Source organism: Octadecabacter ascidiaceicola (assembly GCF_900185015.1).
In the GTDB taxonomy this organism is placed as follows: domain Bacteria; phylum Pseudomonadota; class Alphaproteobacteria; order Rhodobacterales; family Rhodobacteraceae; genus Octadecabacter; species Octadecabacter ascidiaceicola.
Genome location: NZ_FXYD01000001.1, coordinates 49,889 through 66,474 on the forward strand (window position 1 = coordinate 49,889; position 16,586 = coordinate 66,474).

The window sequence follows — 16,586 nt, forward strand, 5'->3', positions numbered from 1 at the left end:
ATGCCTTTGTTGCGTGGGCTATATGACCATAGGTGCCCGTGGCCCGTTAAGTTTCGTGATCCCGTTTCGGGGTGGGAAACTGGCTGCATTGATCCTTATAGGTGTGTCGGTCTCCACGTCCACGGTTTTGTTTCAAACTGTGTCCCAGAACCGCATCTTGACCCCATCCATCATGGGGTTCGACGCGCTTTATGTGATGATCCTAACTGGGGCGGTGTTTTTTCTTGGTGGTATGACTGTCGCGGGTCTTTCTGATCAAATTACCTTTGCTGTAACGGCCTGTGCAATGACGCTGGCGGCGCTCGCATTGTTTTCGACGCTTTTGCGATCAGGGCAAAACAACCTGTTGCGGATGATCCTAACAGGAATCGTGTTAGGCGCGCTGTTCCGGTCGCTGACTGACTTCATGCAACGTTTGATTGATCCCAATGAGTTCGCGATCATTCAAGGCGCGTCCTATGCGCGATTTTCACACGTCGAAGTCGATTTACTGCTGATCGCGACGGTGTTGTGTGGATTGGCGTTGGTGATGACTTGGCGTATGCGGTTTGCCTTGGATGTTATGGCACTGGGCCGTGAGGCTGCCGTGAACCTTGGTCTTGATGTTGGCCGCCTGCAGATGCGGGCATTGATTTTGACGGCCGTGTTGGTTGCTGTTTCGACGGCTTTGGTAGGGCCGGTGGCATTCTTGGGGTTGTTGGTCGTCAGCCTAGCGCGGCTGGTCACACCCGTTGAACGGCACGGTGTCATTCTTGTCAGCGCTGGTTTGATTTCGACCATCACATTGATTGGCGGGCAGACGGTTTTGGAACGCGTGTTCAAGCTCTCAACGCCACTGTCGGTCGTAATTGATCTACTGGGCGGTGTGCTGTTCTTGATCCTGCTTTTGAAAGGACGACACAGATGATTTCTATTCGAAACCTGTCCCACAAGATCGGGGATGCGGAGATATTAAATGACATTTCTGTTGACCTGCCGAAGGGCAAGATCACGGGCTTGATCGGCCCGAATGGCGCAGGGAAATCAACGCTGCTGTCACTGGTCGCGCGGTTGGAAAAGCTGCAATGCGGGGCGGTAACGGTTGGTGATTTGGCCGTCGGTGCGTGCTCAAATCGCGAGCTTGCGAAACTTCTTTCGATTTTGCCGCAGATGCCGGATCAAGTGCCACGTCTTAGCGTACGAGAATTGGTGTCCTTTGGTCGTTATCCATATCACCAAGGCCGGCCAACGCCAGAAGATGACACCCAAGTAGATCATGCGTTGGACGTGTTTGGATTAACCGATTTGGCCCAGCGATCCGTGGATGAACTGTCCGGTGGGCAACGGCAGCGGGCGCAGATCGCGATGACTTTCGCGCAAGATACGGAATACATGCTTCTGGATGAGCCGTTGAACAACCTCGACATCGCAGGTGCGCGGTCCTTGATGGCGCTGTTGCGTGACCTGTCTGACACCCATGGGAAAACCATCGTCATCGTTTTGCATGACATCAACTACGCCAGCCGCTATGCGGATTGGCTTGTGGCACTGCACAACGGCAAAGTCGCCGTTGAGGGGCCACCGGCGCAAACGGTAACCCCAGATCTGTTGCGAGATGTCTTTCAAACGGATGCCGCCATACATCAAATCAATGGCGCGCCGATGGTTATGGTTTAGATCAGGTCGGCCATATGGGGCAAAATATAGGGAGCGTCTTGAACGTGAAAGGGCGGTACATTTACGCGCACGCGGCACCCATAGGCTCTGGATAGGTATTCATCTGACAGCACGGCCTGCGGGTTTCCTTGAACCACAGAGTGGCCACTCTTCATCAGCAAAATGCTATCTGCAAACATCGACGTAAGGTTCAGATCGTGCATGACAGCAACGACTGCGCCGCCAGCATCCGCGAACTGACGTGCGATTGTCATGACCTCTAGCTGATGACCGATATCAAGGGCGGAAACGGGTTCATCCAGAAACAACCACGATGCTTGCCCGTCGCGCTTGGGCTCCCAGACTTGGGTCAGAACCCGCGCCAATTGGCATCGTTGTTGCTCGCCACCAGACAGGGCATGGTAAAGGCGCCCCTCAAAGCCTGCCAAACCAACATGGGCGAGAGCGCGTTGGGGGAGGCCGCGGTCCTGTGCGCCAAGGCCCGCCGTAAGGCCAAGGCGTACAACCTCAAGCACGGTGAAGGGAAAGGCGAGGCCGGCAGCTTGGGGTAAAACTGCGCGACGTGTTGCCAGTTGCGTACCAGGAATGACTTTAACATCGGTCCCGTCCAGCACAACTGATCCCGTATAAGGAAGGTCGCCAGTCATAGCCTTTAGCAGTGTGGTCTTACCTGAACCATTCGGACCAACAACTGCCGAAAGCTGTCCGGCTTGTGCGTCGAAGTTCACACCGTGCAGGATTGGCGTCTTGCCAATAGACACATTGATTTTGGTCGCTATTAGCATTGTTTACATATCCAAAAGGCTGCGATTGCGCAGCAAGACGTAAAGGAAAAACGGCCCGCCAATGGTGGCCGTTACGATTCCGATCGGCAATTCGCTGGGCGCGACGATTGTCCGAGAAATCATGTCAGCGCCAAGGAGGAACGCTGCTCCGAGTAGGGCGGATATGGGCAGCAGGTAGCGGTGGCTTGGGCCAACGGAAAGCCGAAGGAGGTGTGGCACAACGATACCAACAAATCCAATGCCACCAGACACTGCAACGGATGCGCCTGTTGCACAGGCAACCGTTAGGATAGCGATGTTTTTCATGCGTTGGACGGGGATGCCTAAATGCCCTGCTGTCGCTTCGCCCAAGGTCAGCGCATCAAGACCGCGTGCCAAGAACGGGGTCGCCGCCAAGGCCAGAACAATAAGTGGGCCCGCAACCATGAGCTTTGCCCATGTTGCGCCCGCCAATGATCCAAGGCCCCAAAATGTCAGATCACGCAGTTGATTGTCGTCGGCGATATAGACCATCAATCCAGCAACCGCGCCTGTTAATGCACCCAATGCAATACCCGCCAAAAGCATTACTGCGACGGACGTGCGTCCCTTTCGGGTTGCGACGCGATAGAGCAATATCGTCGATAGCCAGCCCCCCACGAACGCTGCAACTGGAACTGTATACATACCTGTAAGGACCGCCAGAGCGGGCGGCAAAAGCCCACCCAGAACGATTGCTAATATCGCGCCAAGTCCCGCACCCGCGCTGACACCAACCAAACCCGGGTCGGCCAATGGGTTGCGAAACAATCCTTGCATGACCGCACCTGACACAGCCAATGACGCGCCCACGAGCGCGCCAAGCAGAGTCCGAGGTGCGCGGATGTCAAACAGGATGACCCTTTCACGCAGCTCGATTGGTTCTCCTGAGGCCCATGCCATCAAAGCTTGAAACAGGGACGTGCCGGATGCGCCAACTGTTAGGCTGGCCATCATCATAACCACCAGAAGAATGGCACATCCAATGAGAACCGTCATGGCACGACCGCTGCGATCTCCGGCTTGCCTTGACGCGAACTGCGATCCTGCCTCTACGACTGCCATCCCTTAACCCTCGTCATAGAGCGCTGAGTGCAAGGCAGTTGCCGCCTCGGGAGTGCGCGGGCCAAAGCCAAGCAACAAGAGCCCGTTGATGCGAACAACAGACTGGGTTTGCGCAGCTGGCGTGGTTGAAATTGCAGGGTGCGCCCAAAGGTCAGCGTCCTCGGTGGCATGGTCGCCGTCGCGGCTCATCATCACGATGACGTCGGGGGCCGCCAATGTCACCGCTTCGTCGGTCAGCGGTTTGTAGCCTTCAAACCCAACGACAGCATTCGTGCCACCTGCGAGAGCGATAATCCCATCTGCTGCGGTGTTTGTGCCCGATGCCATGATCCGCCCGCCTTGTGTGGACAGAATGAACATCACGCGCGCAGGCGCGTCGACGGAGGTGTCGAGTGCTGCCAACTGCGCATCGATTTCCGCCGCAAGTTCCGCACCCTTTTCCGGAACGCCGAGCGCCTGCGCGACCGCTTGGATTTTTGTGGCGACTGCCTGTCGATCAAACCCGTCAGGGATCGTGATGAATGGGATATTCGCGCTCTCCAACACCTGAATGGTTTCAAGTGGGCCGCTGCCTTCTTCAGCGATAATCAAAGTAGGGTCTACCGACAAGACTCCTTCGGGCGATAAGGCACGCATATACCCAACGTCCGGAAGGTCCGCGACGCTTGAGGGGAAGCTGGATGTTGTATCGCGCGCGATCAGCCGGTCTTGTTCGCCTAGCGCGTAGACGATTTCGGTGATCGACCCACCGATAGAAAGAACACGGTCTTCTGCGAATGCAGACGTTGATAGGGCGGAGGTCAGTAGGGCGGCCACACCTGTAAGCATACGAATTCTCATTGGTTATGCGTCCTCTAGGTGAAGTTGGGGAAGTTCCGAGATCAACTGCTTGAAGGCACCTGTGTGATCCACTGTGTCTGCCTCACGACGCCGGCCAAACATCTGCAAAATCAAGGTGCCGTGCTTGTCGAAGGCCTCGATTGAGACCGCCATTCCGCGTTTGGTTGGCTTTTCAACGGCCCAAACCTCGGTCACGTGATCTTTGCGCAGGTGAAGGTTGAACTTTGGGTCCAACACGTTTTGCCACGGCCCCATCGGTTTGATCGTGTTCAACGGCCCCGTGTGAATCTGGATGCAACCAGGGTTGCCGACAAACAACATGATTTCTGTGTCTGCTTCGCCAAGGGATACAATCGCGTCGTTCAACGCCCAAGGGGCGAGGGGTTTCACAAAAGGTTTGCCTGCAATTCTATAGGCGCCCAACCGGTTCATATTAAGGTGAGACGTCAACCGCATGAATTGATGCGTGTCGGTCATGGCGGTCCATGCCTTGCGAAGTTCTTCAGCCTTGGCGGGGTCTGCCTTTGGGCCATCGGCAGGGGCACGTGGCGCAAGGGTGAGGTTTGTAATTTGCTCGTCTAAAGACAGCGTTTTCACCATGTCGTCCCACGCCGCAATATCGGTGTCTTCTCGCGCAAAGACCTTATGGACGGCATCACCCGCAGCATCAAAGAACTGCATAGAACGCTGCGTGCCGCGTTCGGTTTCTTTGATCTGTGCAAAACCGTGGACCCAATGCTTCGGGAACATGCGCAGATCAATGTCGTCATTAATGACCATCGAGGCGTGCGGCCCGCCACGGTAGTTTTCATAAATGCCGTCTTTTTCGTGAACGGCACTTTCATTGCGTGTCAGTGCCATGACGGAACCAACAGTGTTCAGGGCTGGCATCACTGTATCCAGATGCGTGCTGATCGGCATCGCACCCTGTGCAGCCAGCAAGGCGGCCTCTCCGGTTTTCAATGAAGCAGCAGCGTCGCGTGCGCGCGTATTGGGGTTGTCGTTCAAGTACGCCCGAATCGCATCGGGCGAGGGGGTGGCCATCGTCATCAGGCAGTCCTCATACAGTTATAGTGTTCAATGAGAGCTGGCGCGATTGGCTGGCTTTTAAGCGGAATTATTAACGTTCCGTTACTTGACTGTTTTAATCAGGTTAATTAGGAGCGGCAAGTGAATAAATATCTCAGCAAGCCATTTCATACCTCGGCCAGCTAGGACGCAACAACAAGCCACTATGGCCGAGGGATAAAGATGACTTACACAAAACGCGCCTTGCTGAGCGCAACCATTCTCAGTTCTGTAACACTTCTGGGCAGCAGCGCTGCCTTTGCTCAAGACACGAACGCCACACCACTTGGGCGCATTATCCTTGGCACCGGAACCTCCGGTGTTGCGATTGACACGCCGCAGGCTGTGACAGTTGTGGATCAAGCCGAAATCGACCGCGCGCAAGCAACAACAGTTGGCGAGTTGTTTGAAACGGTGCCTGGTGTGCAGGCCATCGGGTCTGGCCGCGTGGCGGGGGAATCGTTCAACATCCGTGGGATTGGATCTTTGGCCGCATCGGATGAATCGCGGATCATTATTACGGTCGATGGGGCAACGAAATTTTACGAGCAATACCGTCTTGGGTCGTTTTTCTCTGACCCCGCGCTATACCGTCAGGTCGAAGTTCTGCGGGGGCCCGCGTCGTCGACACTGTATGGGGCAGGCGCCCTTGGTGGGGTTATTAACTTTGAAACCAAGGATGCGTCAGATTTCCTGAACGGGACCGATACCGCGATCCGCACACAGTTGAGCTATGGCAGCAACGCTGATGAATATGCGGCTTCGGTCATTGTTGCGGAACAAGCGACGGACAACTTGGAAAACCTGTTTGCGCTCAACTACCGCAGGGCGGGCAATTACTCGGATGGGGATGGTAATGAAATTGCCGGTTCTGAATTCGACGCCATTTCTGGCCTTGTCAAATCTCGGCTGACATTTGGTGATGACGATGCCCAGGCATTGACCGTGTCCTATACCCGTTGGAGCAGCGACGCGGATGACACGGAATACTCGCAAACGGGCACGGCGGGCTTTGGTACGATTGACCGCAAAATCACCGATCAAACCTTGGCCATTCGCTACGAAAACGCCGTTCTGGGCAACAGCCTTCTAGATTGGGACGCGGTTCTGAGCGTCTCAGACACCGAGGTTTTGCAATCGGATTCATCCGCACCCTTCGGCCCTGCCTGTGCGACCGCGGGGCTGTTCTGTGATGTTGAATACGGATACCAAACAACGAGCCTGAAGCTTGAGAACACATCTGAGTTCAGCGGTGCCAACTATCAGGCCTACGTCACGGCGGGTGTGCAGCTGTCTCAGCAGGAACGTGTCGCGGAAACTGTTTTGGGTGGCCTTGGGTATCACCCCGAAGGAACCGATACCAAAGTCGGTATTTATGCGCAGGGCGAGTTTATCTTAAATGATCGCCTGACTATCGTGCCAGGCATTCGTGCTGATTTCATCTCGCTAGAATCTGGTGATGGCCTTGCCTTTGCTGATTTCGATGAGGTTGCCGTGTCTCCGAAACTGGCGGCACACTACGAGATCAATGACACATACGCGATCTTTGGTTCCGTTGCGCGCACGCAACGTGCACCGACCTTGGACGAGATTTTCTCGTATGATTCCAATGAGCCAAACAGCCCGGACCTGTTGTCGGAAACGGCAACCAGCGCAGAGTTTGGCGCAAGCGCATCCTATTACGGGCTGTTTGGATCATCTGACGCCTTGGACGTGAAAGCGACGTTGTTCTATTCCGAAATCGACGATCTTATCTCTCGCGATAACACGGCCGGGACCGCCTATTACGATAACGTTGATGCCGCGACGCTCTATGGTCTCGAGGTAGAGGCCGCCTATGAATCCGACCGGATGTTCGTGCGTGCTGCCTATTCTGATGTGCGCGGCGAAGACGATGCGACAGGTAAAACGCTGTCCTCAATTCCCGCCCGTAACCTGAACCTGACGATTGGTGGCCGTGATGCGCAACGTGGTCTGGAATACGGCTGGCAGGGCGGCTTCTATGACGACATCAGCTACGGGGTCGGCAACGACTACAGCGGTTACGCCGTCCATGATCTGTTCGTCAATTGGCAGCCACAATCGGGCGCGTTCCAAGCCTTTGAGGTTGGTTTGCGCGTTAACAACGTCCTCGACACCAAATACGAAAACTCTCTGGCTGGGGACGCAGGCGAAGGCCGGTCCTATGACATCAGCTTAACCCGAACATTTGAGTTCTAAATATGAATAACACCCACACCGATATAGGTTTGGCACTGGCAACCGCACTCCTCGTGGCGCTGCCAGCACCGATCCTTGCCCAAGAGGGGGGCGCTGACGCGTCTCCCTCGATCACTGTAGAAATGAACAGCACCTTGCAATTGGAAGGGGCCTGTCAGCTGACGTTTATGTTGGCGAATGGTTTTGACGCCGATGTTGCGTCGCTGGTGTTTGAAACAGTGCTATTGACCAAAGATGGGGCCGTTGATCGACTGACGTTGTTTGACATGCGCGATCTACCGAATGGTTCGCCACGCGTACGCCAGTTCAACGTTCCATCGCTCACGTGTGATGAACTGGGGCAAGTCCTTATCAATGGTGTCGCTGAATGTTCCGGGGACAACATTGAAACTGCTGCCTGCTTAAACGCGTTGGATTATTCCACACGTATTGATGTGGAGATCTTGGGGTGAACATTTTCACTAGTATACAGGCCCAATTGCAGTCCATCTACGACCTTGGCGGCCCAGTCGTTATTCTGATGCTGGCGCTATCGGTGCTTTCATTAGGTGTGATCCTTTGGAAGGTCTGGCAGTTTTTTCGGCTCGGGGTCGGGTGCAACTTTCAAATTGCGACCGCGATTTCTCAATGGGATGCGGGCAACCAAAACGACGCAGAAGCTGCATTGGCCCAAAGCCGGAACTCATTGTCTGCCGCCTTACAAAGTCGCCAAGTGAATGGTCCCAAAACACGCATCGAAGCAAAAGTGAGCGCCCACATTGCAAAGCTGGAAGGCGGTTTTCGTGTTCTGGACAGCATCGCGCAGATTGCGCCATTGCTAGGTCTGTTCGGTACGGTTTTGGGGATGATCGATGCCTTCCAAGCACTGCAACAGGCCGGTAACTCGGTTGACCCGTCCTTGTTGGCTGGCGGTATCTGGGTGGCGTTGCTAACAACCGCCGCAGGTTTGGCCGTGGCTATGCCGACATCTCTGGTTTTGACGTTTTTTGACAGCCGTGTTGCCCGCGAACGTGTGCTTGCCGAAAGCGCGATTGAGTCCAAATTTGCAGCGCGGGCAGGTTGATTGCGATGGCTCTTCGGTCTGGCACATTGCGACGTAAACAACTGTCTATGACGTCACTGATTGACGTCATTTTCCTGTTGCTTTTGTTCTTTATGCTGAGTTCGACGTTTACGCGGTTTGCGGAGATTCCGTTGACCGGTGCCAACGCAGGGCAAGGGGCGTCGGCCCCCGAAATCCCGCCATTATTCATGCGATTGAGCGAGAATGGTGTGGAACTGAATGGGCAGGACTATACGTTGAGTAACGTGATCGAACAGATCGACACTATTGCTCCTCCAAAAGGGCAGCAATTGGTGGTTGCGCCGCGTGATGCCGTCACGTCGCAGCGCTTAGTCGACCTTTTGGTTGTGCTCGCGGCACGGCCTGACCTTTCTGTTGTCGTGTTGGAATAGATCATGCCGCTGACGAAACCCTCACGCCGCACCCAATCAGAACCGACGATCGCCTTGATCAATATCGTCTTTCTGATGTTGGTGTTTTTTATGATCGCCGGGGCTTTGGCACCGACTTTGGATGAGGACATCCGGTTGATAAGCACCGCAGAACTGGAGGGGCGTGCGCCCCCAGACACCACCGTTTTGCGCGCTGATGGAACGCTGTTTTTACGCGGCGAAGTGGTGACAGTGCAGCAGGCAGTCGAGGCGTCAATGCTCGGGCCAAACGGGGCGGATCTACGTTTGGTCGCTGATCGCGAAGTGCCAGCCAAAACCCTTATGTCGCGGGTAGCTGAATTGCGCGGGGCAGGGGCAGAGTCCGTTTGGTTGGTGACCGAGCGAGGTTTGGAGCAATGAGTTTTCGAACATCTGCTATGACGTTCTTCGCGATCTCGATCATCGTCCACGGTGCATTCGTTTTGGCAATGGCTGTTCCCGACAATGCGCCGTCTGCTGCGGGGCCTCCTCCGGCGTTGACGGCTCATGGGAACAGCTTTGCTGACATGGTTCAAGGGAGTGAGGCAGCAACCCCCGACACGTCCTCGCCGTCTGAAGTGACAGATCAGGCTGATGCGACGCCCGTGCCATCCGTATCCCCGACGTTAGTCGCAGTAGATATTGAGAATGTTGATGCGGGTCTAAAATTGCAGCCCGAAGAGTTGAGCGAGATGCTCGCCGATGTTGCGGCGACATCAGTTGCGGCAATCGTTCCGGCCGCACCAGCGGAAGTGACGGCGATTCAACCGACCGAAATCACAAGTGTTCAACCGCAAGTCATCGAAGCGTTGCCCGATGTTGAGGTCAATGAAGTAACATCTGATACCGTGCGGCCACCGCGCCGTCCTGCCAATCTGGGACAGACACCACCTTCACCGCCGCCGCGTCAAACGCAACAAGCGCGGCAGGCACCGGCGGCGCCGCAAGGGAATGCCAATCAAGACGCGCGTCGCGGCACTGTTGCGACTACACAAAATGCCGGACAAGCGACACAAAGCGGGCAGGGCCAGCAGGCAGATCAAGCGGCAGTTGCGGCTGCGCGGCAGGCGGCAGCGAACTACGGAAATGTGGTGATGCGTGCGATCAGTCGTACACGTCGTGAAAGAACCAGATCACGCGGCATTGCTGTTGTCAGCTTTCGCGTTGGGTCCTCTGGCCAACTGGCGTCCATTGGAATTGCGCAGAGTTCGGGCGATGCCAGTCTGGACCAAGTCGCGGTAAATCATGTCCGTCGTGCGGCACCATTTCCAGCGCCGCCTCAAGGTGCGCAAACGTCGTTTTCGATCCAGTTTCAGGGGCAATAGGGCGTGTTTTGTCACACATTCACAACACCTTAGTATTGAAAAGGGTTGCGCATTGCGTTCCCGGCCCACACAGCCAAAAAGAACCTCAATAGGCAGCAAGGATTCTCCAGCCCCCTAGTAATTCTATCGGGGGACTTCCTTTGAAAAACCTAAAACTAACGACCTGCATTTTGCTGGGCATGGGCCCGGCATCCGCATGGGCGCAAGACCTGACCACAAACGACTTCAGCGACGAAAACGTTTTTCTGGGCACGATCTTCGTATCTGCGCCACTTAATCCAGAAGCGGAAGATGGCGTTTCCATCACCAGTGAAGCGCTGGCGCTAAGCAACCCTGCTGATCTGTCTGAATTGTTCGCAGCTGAGCCGACATTGTCCGTCGGTGGCGGCATTCCGATGGCACAAAAGCTCTATGTGAACGGGATCGAGGAAAACAACCTCGCGATTTCGATTGATGGCGCACGGCAAAACAACCGCATCTTCCACCACAACACGACCACGTTGATTGACCCGTCCTTGCTGCAAGCGGTGCGGATCGACCCCGGTGTTGCACCTGCGGATGCCGGCCCGGGCGCATTGGCTGGGGCGTTGGAATACGAGACTGTCGATGTCGAAGACCTTTTGGATGAAGACGACAACTTTGGTGGCTCTTTCAAGACGGAATACGATTCAAATGGGGATGTCTTCACCAACAGCCTGACGACTTACGCGAGAGTAGGTCGCTTTGAAGCGCTTGCCTTCGCGCGCTATGCGACAGGCAATGACCGCACGGACGGCAACGGCAATACGATCATTGGCTCCACGACCAATTTGGCCAGCCTTCTGGGTAAATTGGCCTATGAATCAGAAGGCGGTGGCCGTTTTGAGTTCTCGATGGAGCAGGTTTCCGACGATGCATTGCGCCCGTACCGCGCAAACATCGGTGCGATCATTGGTGGGCGCCCGACGCCGGAAACAAGGTCTTATGATTTGACGCGTACGAACCTCAGCTTTGAGTATACCACTATCAATCCGACCGCGTTTTGGGATCCGACACTTCGTCTTTCTTATAGTGGTACGACACTTATCAACGATGAACTTTCACTGAGCACAAGGGCCTACAGCGAAGGGGAAACCACAAGCTTGAACGGCGAGGTTTCCAACAAGTTTGAGCTTGCGTTTGGTGAGTTGAATGCGGGCGTTGACTTCTTCACGGATGAAACGTTCCTGAACTACGAAAACGCTACAACACCTGCGTGGAATGAGACGGCTGGAGAAGAGCTGACCAACATCGGTGTCTTTGCGCAACTGCGCATGGAGCCGACTGCGAATACACGTTTGTCCACGGGTGTCCGAGGTGATTTCCAACAATTCACCGGGATTGACGGATCCGAGCAATCCACGAGCGGTCTGTCATTTAACGCAAGCGGTGAAGTTGATGTATCTGCAAATCTAACGCTTAGCGCAGGCTACTCCCATGTTTGGGGCGGCATTGAGTTGGCGGAAAACTATATCCTGAATTCGGCTTGGGACTATTCCGCTGCCGATATCGAAGACGTCACGTCCGACAACTTCTATCTGGCAGCTAGCTATGACGCGGGTTGGGGTGTTCTCGACGGTAAAGTGTTTTCGACAGCGATCGACAATTCGCGGGCCGCGTCTTGGGGGGGTGGTCCTGCACTTGCCGCAGATGTCGAAGCCACTGGGTTTGAGCTTGGTTTCTCTCGGGATTGGAACAGCGGCTTCGTTCGAATTGGGTATGCAAACACGGACACTGAAGTGAACGGGTTGAATGCGGATTCATACAACGCCAATTACCTTACCATTCCGCTGGGCGAAATCGTTACGCTTCAAGCGGCACATCAGTTTAACAACGGCGTTGTTATCGGTGGGGACGTCCAGCACGCGCTTGATTTCACGTTGACGGATACGGCCTATAGCAGCTCGGTTGATCTTGCGGGGTACACCGTCGTGAACACGTTCGTTGAATATCGTCCCGACAATGTCGATGGCCTGACGGTGCGTGCAGAGGTCAACAACCTGCTTGATGAAGCTTATGTGGCCCGTGCCACTTATGGTCAGGATTTCGCGTCGGTTGAGCCAAACTACGAAGAAGGCCGCTCCTTCGGTCTAAGTGTTGAATACGCGTTCTAAAAAACAAAGCGCCCGTGTTTCCACGGGCGCTTTACCTTCCTGCTTATCCAGAAATTCTTGCGGCGGTTTGCTTATCCCGCTTCTGCGCGTTTCTGTTGTTGATGCTCGTCCTCAATAAGCCCGATCTTCCAATATCCTGAAATATACGCATCACCTTTAGGGACACCGCGGCGGTTGATGATTTCTTGGCGCAGTGCTTTGATCATGCCGCTTTCGCCTGCGATGCAGGTTTGAACAGTTCCGGTAAATGCGGGCAATGCGCTGATATGATCAATGGATTGTGTGCCAACCCGATGTGGATCGGGATGGACTAACCAATGCACATCAACACCTTCCGGCGCGATCACGTCCTGTTTGTCTTCGGGAGAGGTAACTTCCAGAAAGGCGACCCCTTTGGCGTCACGAGGCATTGCCTCTAGCGTGGCGGCTGCGACGGGCAGGGCGGACATATCTGCGGCAACGACATAAGTGTCTGCATAATAGTCCTTCAGCTTGATGGGGCCAGGGCCCGCAAAGCCCGCGATATCACCAACCGCGCAACGACGGGCCCACGCACTGGCAGGGCCGGCATCGCCATGATCAACGAAATCGATATCAATCTCGCCAGCGTCAGGGCGTACATACCGGATAGTGTAGGTGCGCACGTCTGGCCGTGGACCGTTTTCCAACTCGGCAAGAAAGGTCTCGTCGGGTTGCTGCGGCTTTGGGATGAACAATTTGAAATGCGCACCCGCGATCCCGGCGTCCAGCGCCGTCATCCAATCCGCCTTGCAGGTCACGCGGATCATGTAGGGTGTGATCCATGATTTCGCCAAAACCTGCATGATGCGAGGCGTTCGTTTCGGGGCTGTCGCCATAGTTTGAACTTTCTGTGTTGGTTTGGTTTAACTCACGGCCCGCAATGCAGGTGCGCCAGAGCGCCGAATGGTTGTTGGAGATGATCCCAATAAATGAACGAGCGACAGTCCGGTGCTGACCGCGCTGGCCGGCACTCGGCCGCCCGTCAAAGCCATGATTGTTAGGCGCGCGCGGGGGGCGTCATCCGAAGACATCGCGGATAGGGCAATCATCAGGTTGCCCTCGTCTTCGGTTAGGGTATCTCGATCGTCGATGTGGAGCGGATCAACGCAGTCAAGCGGGACGGGACGTGCAGCAAGCAATGCCGACAAGAAGACCTGACTGCGGTGCGCTAGGGCAAGGCCTTTGCCCTCACCCCAGCGTTGTTCGGCCAAACCAAAGGCCAGCCGCCATCCCAATGGGTTGGAGCCCTGAAGGGCCGCCAAATGGTGGCGCAACACAGGCAGGAGGGCCGCGACCGAGGGAGGGACGTCTGTAATGGATGGCGAGATTGAAGACATTAATTCACCCTCCGCTCAATGGTGTCAGGGCTTTCAAAGCTTTGAGTGTTGGAAAGCTGCGATGCCTGAATCAGCTGGCTCAGTCGTTCCATTGCATCTAACGCAGGTGCGACGTCGTTTCCTTCGCACAACATGATCAATTCCATACGTGCTTGGCCGGTCGAGCCGTTGTGAATGTTATCGAGGGCCCGCATGAAACGTCGTTCATGTTCGGTCACGATCTGACAGCAAGATGGGCAAGACGGGCTGTTGAAGTGAAACAAGGATCGGCGAGACATCCTGACCATTTGCAGTGCTTCTAAGGTCCGGGAGGCAATTTGCGGCCCATAAGTTGCGTCGAACGTTTCATCGGCGCCGGACAGTGCTGCCATCCATGCCATTGACGGCGGATGGGAAACGCTTTGAATAAAGAGCCGCATAATTTGTAAAACAGCCAGATAGCTCAATGGCATATCTAGATCGGACAGAAAGCTGTCCTTTTCGGTCATTTTTCGCCCGCACTCGGCAGAAGTTTGGCTTTTCATGTGGTGCCCCCTTGGTTGGATTACTGGTCAGTTTTTCTGCAAATGGCCTCATGAAATGGGGCAATAACTGCAGTTTTACCGGGCAAGTTGGGCTAGGTGTTTGTTATCTGACAGATTTAGTCGGGTAATGGAAGGGGGGAAGATGAGTTCAACTCTACGTGTCTCTGATCGGACGGCCCTCTGTCGACGCGTGCGTATGATCCTGCGCGGCGCTCTATTTCCTTCGAACGTAGCTATCAGCATGGGCGTAGAGCCAAATGCGACCTGTTTGTCATTCGATACATTTCAATTATTCCTGACTGTTTTTATAGGGATTGACTGTTCTGACGGTTTTTGTCAGGTATTGCGAATGGAACATCAATCACCACCTCGAGGCGGCGCTGCTGTCGGACATTTAGGCGAACTCAATGCTATTGAAGCTGGGGCAGTTATTTATTGGCGCCTTTGGTCGACAGGTATTGATGGGCAGCGACGTACACATGCTGATTTCAGCCGAGTGCTGGGTGAAAAGCCCGGTTTTGAAGCAGTCGACGCCTTAGCCCAGATTTTCGATCTCTGCGTGCGACACGGGCGACGTCCCCTGATGCGGCATGACCTTGATTGCAAATGCCTTGGGGCGGATGAAAGCTGCATCGCGAATTTCATCGGCTATGCCTCAGAATGTAAGCGGGAAGATGCAGCATTGATTGCCAGTCTGATCGTTAAGCCAGACCTTTGTTTGCCCATGGCCGCATTGGCCCAAACCTTCGGGTTGGCCTTAAGGCGTATGGCCCTGGCCGAATTGCCGCGTGGCGCGCCCAATATCGCCGCGGAAACACACTCTACCTCAAAAACCATCCACTAAGGAAAACAAATGAAAAAGACTTTGCTAACAACTGCACTCACATTTGTGGCGCCTATGGCGTTCGCTGAAGGTCATGCACAAGACGTGCTGAATACCTATGCCAATATTGCTGAGGCTAAATATCAGGATAGCCTGATCACAGCCCAGACATTGCAGGCGGCTATTGACGTCTTGATTGCCGACCCATCTGAGGCCAATTTAAACGCCGCCAAGTCCGCATGGCTGGCGGCGCGCGTCCCCTACCAGCAGACAGAAGTTTACCGTTTCGGGAATGCAATCGTTGATGATTGGGAAGGCAAAGTGAATGCGTGGCCACTCGACGAAGGTTTGATTGACTATGTTGATGCGTCTTACGGTGGTCCAACCGATGAAAATGAATTTGCAGCGTTGAATGTGATTGCAAATCCGACGTTCACCCTGTCAGGGCAAGACGTTGATGCGACATCAATCACGCCTGATTTTCTTGAAGGCCAGTTGCACGAGGCTGATGGTGTAGAAGCCAATGTTGCTACCGGCTACCACGCAATTGAATTTTTGCTCTGGGGCCAAGATTTGAACGGTCACGGAACTGGTGCTGGGGATCGTGCATGGACGGATTATGCGATGGGCGATGATTGCACCAACGGCAATTGCGACCGCCGCGGTGAGTATCTGAAGGCGGCGACGGATTTGCTAGTTGCGGACCTAGAGTGGATGGTCGGTCAATGGGGTCAAGACGGAGGCGCGCGCGCCGAAATCATGGCGGATGAAACGGCTGGTTTGTCTGCGATGCTGACAGGCATGGGGTCGCTTTCATATGGTGAGGTTGCAGGCGAACGCATGCGTCTCGGCGTAATGCTAAACGATCCAGAGGAAGAACATTCCTGTTTCGCCGATAATACCCACAACGATCACTACTATGATGGGCTGGGTGTGCAGAACGTATACCTTGGCAGCTACACACGCATTGGCGGGACTGTGGTGTCCGGCGCGTCCATGGCCGATCTTGTAGCGGGGGTCGATCCTGCGTTGGATGCAGAAATGCGCAACAGGTTGTCAGCAACGATGCGCGAGCTTGGCGACATCAAGCATGCAGCAGAGGCTGGGTTTGCTTATGACATGATGCTACAGGCAGGCAATGCAGAAGGCGAAGACCTGATCATGGGCGGCGTGAACGCATTCATCGACCAAACGCGTTCTATTGAACGTATCGTTGCAGCCGTGGGTGTAGATGGTATTGCAATCGAAGGGTCCGACAGCCTTGATGATCCGGAAGCTGTCTTCCAATAGATCGCAAAT

18 protein-coding genes are annotated in these 16,586 nt (G+C 54.8%); 11 read left to right on the forward strand and 7 right to left on the reverse strand.

Features of this window, described 5'->3' with window-relative positions; genetic code table 11:
- The first annotated feature begins 22 nt into the window (after window positions 1-22).
- Both OCA8868_RS00295 and OCA8868_RS00300 read left to right on the forward strand, forming a co-directional pair.
- Window positions 23-907, forward strand: a complete 885-nt coding sequence (locus OCA8868_RS00295; RefSeq protein ID WP_093995450.1) for an iron chelate uptake ABC transporter family permease subunit — start codon at window positions 23-25, stop codon at window positions 905-907.
- Complete coding sequence (locus OCA8868_RS00300) at window positions 904-1,656, forward strand: iron ABC transporter ATP-binding protein (protein WP_093994572.1); 753 nt, start codon at window positions 904-906, stop codon at window positions 1,654-1,656. Before OCA8868_RS00295 ends, OCA8868_RS00300 begins: the two co-directional genes overlap by 4 nt.
- On the opposite strand, the gene OCA8868_RS00305 is transcribed toward OCA8868_RS00300, so the two are convergent.
- Genes OCA8868_RS00305 through OCA8868_RS00320 form a run of 4 tightly spaced genes read right to left on the reverse strand, consistent with a single transcriptional unit; the run spans window position 1,653 to window position 5,414 of the window.
- Window positions 1,653-2,441: a heme ABC transporter ATP-binding protein gene (locus OCA8868_RS00305; protein WP_093994573.1), complete on the reverse strand. Its 789-nt coding sequence runs from the start codon at window positions 2,439-2,441 to the stop codon at window positions 1,653-1,655. The two genes, OCA8868_RS00300 and OCA8868_RS00305, sit on opposite strands and share 4 nt — an antisense overlap.
- 3 nt (window positions 2,442-2,444) lie before the next feature.
- Window positions 2,445-3,524, reverse strand: a complete 1,080-nt coding sequence (locus OCA8868_RS00310) for a FecCD family ABC transporter permease (RefSeq protein WP_093994574.1) — start codon at window positions 3,522-3,524, stop codon at window positions 2,445-2,447.
- 3 nt (window positions 3,525-3,527) lie between these two features.
- The gene (locus OCA8868_RS00315) at window positions 3,528-4,364 is read right to left on the reverse strand and encodes a heme/hemin ABC transporter substrate-binding protein (RefSeq protein ID WP_093994575.1); all 837 of its coding nucleotides are present in this window, start codon (window positions 4,362-4,364) and stop codon (window positions 3,528-3,530) included.
- 3 nt (window positions 4,365-4,367) lie between these two features.
- A complete protein-coding gene (locus OCA8868_RS00320; RefSeq protein WP_093994576.1) occupies window positions 4,368-5,414 on the reverse strand; it encodes a hemin-degrading factor in 1,047 nt (348 codons plus the stop codon).
- Between the two features lie 201 nt (window positions 5,415-5,615).
- Here OCA8868_RS00320 and OCA8868_RS00325 point away from each other — a divergent pair, with 201 nt between their 5' ends.
- The 7 genes from OCA8868_RS00325 (at window position 5,616) to OCA8868_RS00355 (ending at window position 12,582) form a co-directional block, all read left to right on the forward strand.
- Complete coding sequence (locus OCA8868_RS00325; RefSeq protein ID WP_093994577.1) at window positions 5,616-7,652, forward strand: TonB-dependent receptor domain-containing protein; 2,037 nt, start codon at window positions 5,616-5,618, stop codon at window positions 7,650-7,652.
- Between the two features lie 2 nt (window positions 7,653-7,654).
- Window positions 7,655-8,104 carry a hypothetical protein gene (locus OCA8868_RS00330; RefSeq protein ID WP_093994578.1) on the forward strand — a complete coding sequence of 150 codons (450 nt, stop codon included), beginning with the start codon at window positions 7,655-7,657 and terminating at the stop codon, window positions 8,102-8,104.
- Complete coding sequence (locus tag OCA8868_RS00335) at window positions 8,101-8,715, forward strand: MotA/TolQ/ExbB proton channel family protein (protein WP_245847964.1); 615 nt, start codon at window positions 8,101-8,103, stop codon at window positions 8,713-8,715. The genes OCA8868_RS00330 and OCA8868_RS00335 overlap by 4 nt, the downstream gene beginning before the upstream one ends.
- Before the next feature lie 47 nt (window positions 8,716-8,762).
- On the forward strand, window positions 8,763-9,107 hold the full coding sequence (locus OCA8868_RS00340) for a biopolymer transporter ExbD (RefSeq protein WP_245847965.1): 345 nt from the start codon (window positions 8,763-8,765) through the stop codon (window positions 9,105-9,107).
- Between the two features lie 3 nt (window positions 9,108-9,110).
- Window positions 9,111-9,506, forward strand: a complete 396-nt coding sequence (locus OCA8868_RS00345) for an ExbD/TolR family protein (protein ID WP_093994580.1) — start codon at window positions 9,111-9,113, stop codon at window positions 9,504-9,506.
- Window positions 9,503-10,450, forward strand: a complete 948-nt coding sequence (tolA, locus tag OCA8868_RS00350) for a cell envelope integrity protein TolA (protein ID WP_093994581.1) — start codon at window positions 9,503-9,505, stop codon at window positions 10,448-10,450. The genes OCA8868_RS00345 and tolA overlap by 4 nt, the downstream gene beginning before the upstream one ends.
- Before the next feature lie 140 nt (window positions 10,451-10,590).
- Window positions 10,591-12,582 carry a TonB-dependent receptor plug domain-containing protein gene (locus OCA8868_RS00355; protein WP_143849466.1) on the forward strand — a complete coding sequence of 664 codons (1,992 nt, stop codon included), beginning with the start codon at window positions 10,591-10,593 and terminating at the stop codon, window positions 12,580-12,582.
- A 71-nt stretch (window positions 12,583-12,653) separates the two neighbouring features.
- On the opposite strand, the gene OCA8868_RS00360 is transcribed toward OCA8868_RS00355, so the two are convergent.
- From OCA8868_RS00360 to OCA8868_RS00370, 3 genes are read right to left on the reverse strand one after another with little or no spacing between them, the layout of a single operon-like run.
- Window positions 12,654-13,439, reverse strand: coding sequence for a siderophore-interacting protein (locus OCA8868_RS00360; protein WP_245847967.1), 786 nt, complete (start codon window positions 13,437-13,439; stop codon window positions 12,654-12,656).
- A 27-nt stretch (window positions 13,440-13,466) separates the two neighbouring features.
- Complete coding sequence (locus tag OCA8868_RS00365) at window positions 13,467-13,940, reverse strand: hypothetical protein (RefSeq protein WP_093994584.1); 474 nt, start codon at window positions 13,938-13,940, stop codon at window positions 13,467-13,469.
- Entirely contained in the window at window positions 13,940-14,464 is a 525-nt protein-coding gene (locus OCA8868_RS00370; RefSeq protein WP_143849468.1) for a hypothetical protein, read from the reverse strand. The genes OCA8868_RS00365 and OCA8868_RS00370 overlap by 1 nt, the downstream gene beginning before the upstream one ends.
- Window positions 14,465-14,660: 196 nt before the next feature.
- On the opposite strand from OCA8868_RS00370, the gene OCA8868_RS00375 reads away from it, so the two are divergent.
- Together OCA8868_RS00375 and OCA8868_RS00380 are read left to right on the forward strand one after the other, a co-directional pair.
- A complete protein-coding gene (locus OCA8868_RS00375; RefSeq protein ID WP_306456093.1) occupies window positions 14,661-15,308 on the forward strand; it encodes a hypothetical protein in 648 nt (215 codons plus the stop codon).
- A 9-nt stretch (window positions 15,309-15,317) separates the two neighbouring features.
- Window positions 15,318-16,577 carry an imelysin family protein gene (locus OCA8868_RS00380; RefSeq protein ID WP_093994587.1) on the forward strand — a complete coding sequence of 420 codons (1,260 nt, stop codon included), beginning with the start codon at window positions 15,318-15,320 and terminating at the stop codon, window positions 16,575-16,577.
- Window positions 16,578-16,586: the final 9 nt, after the last annotated feature.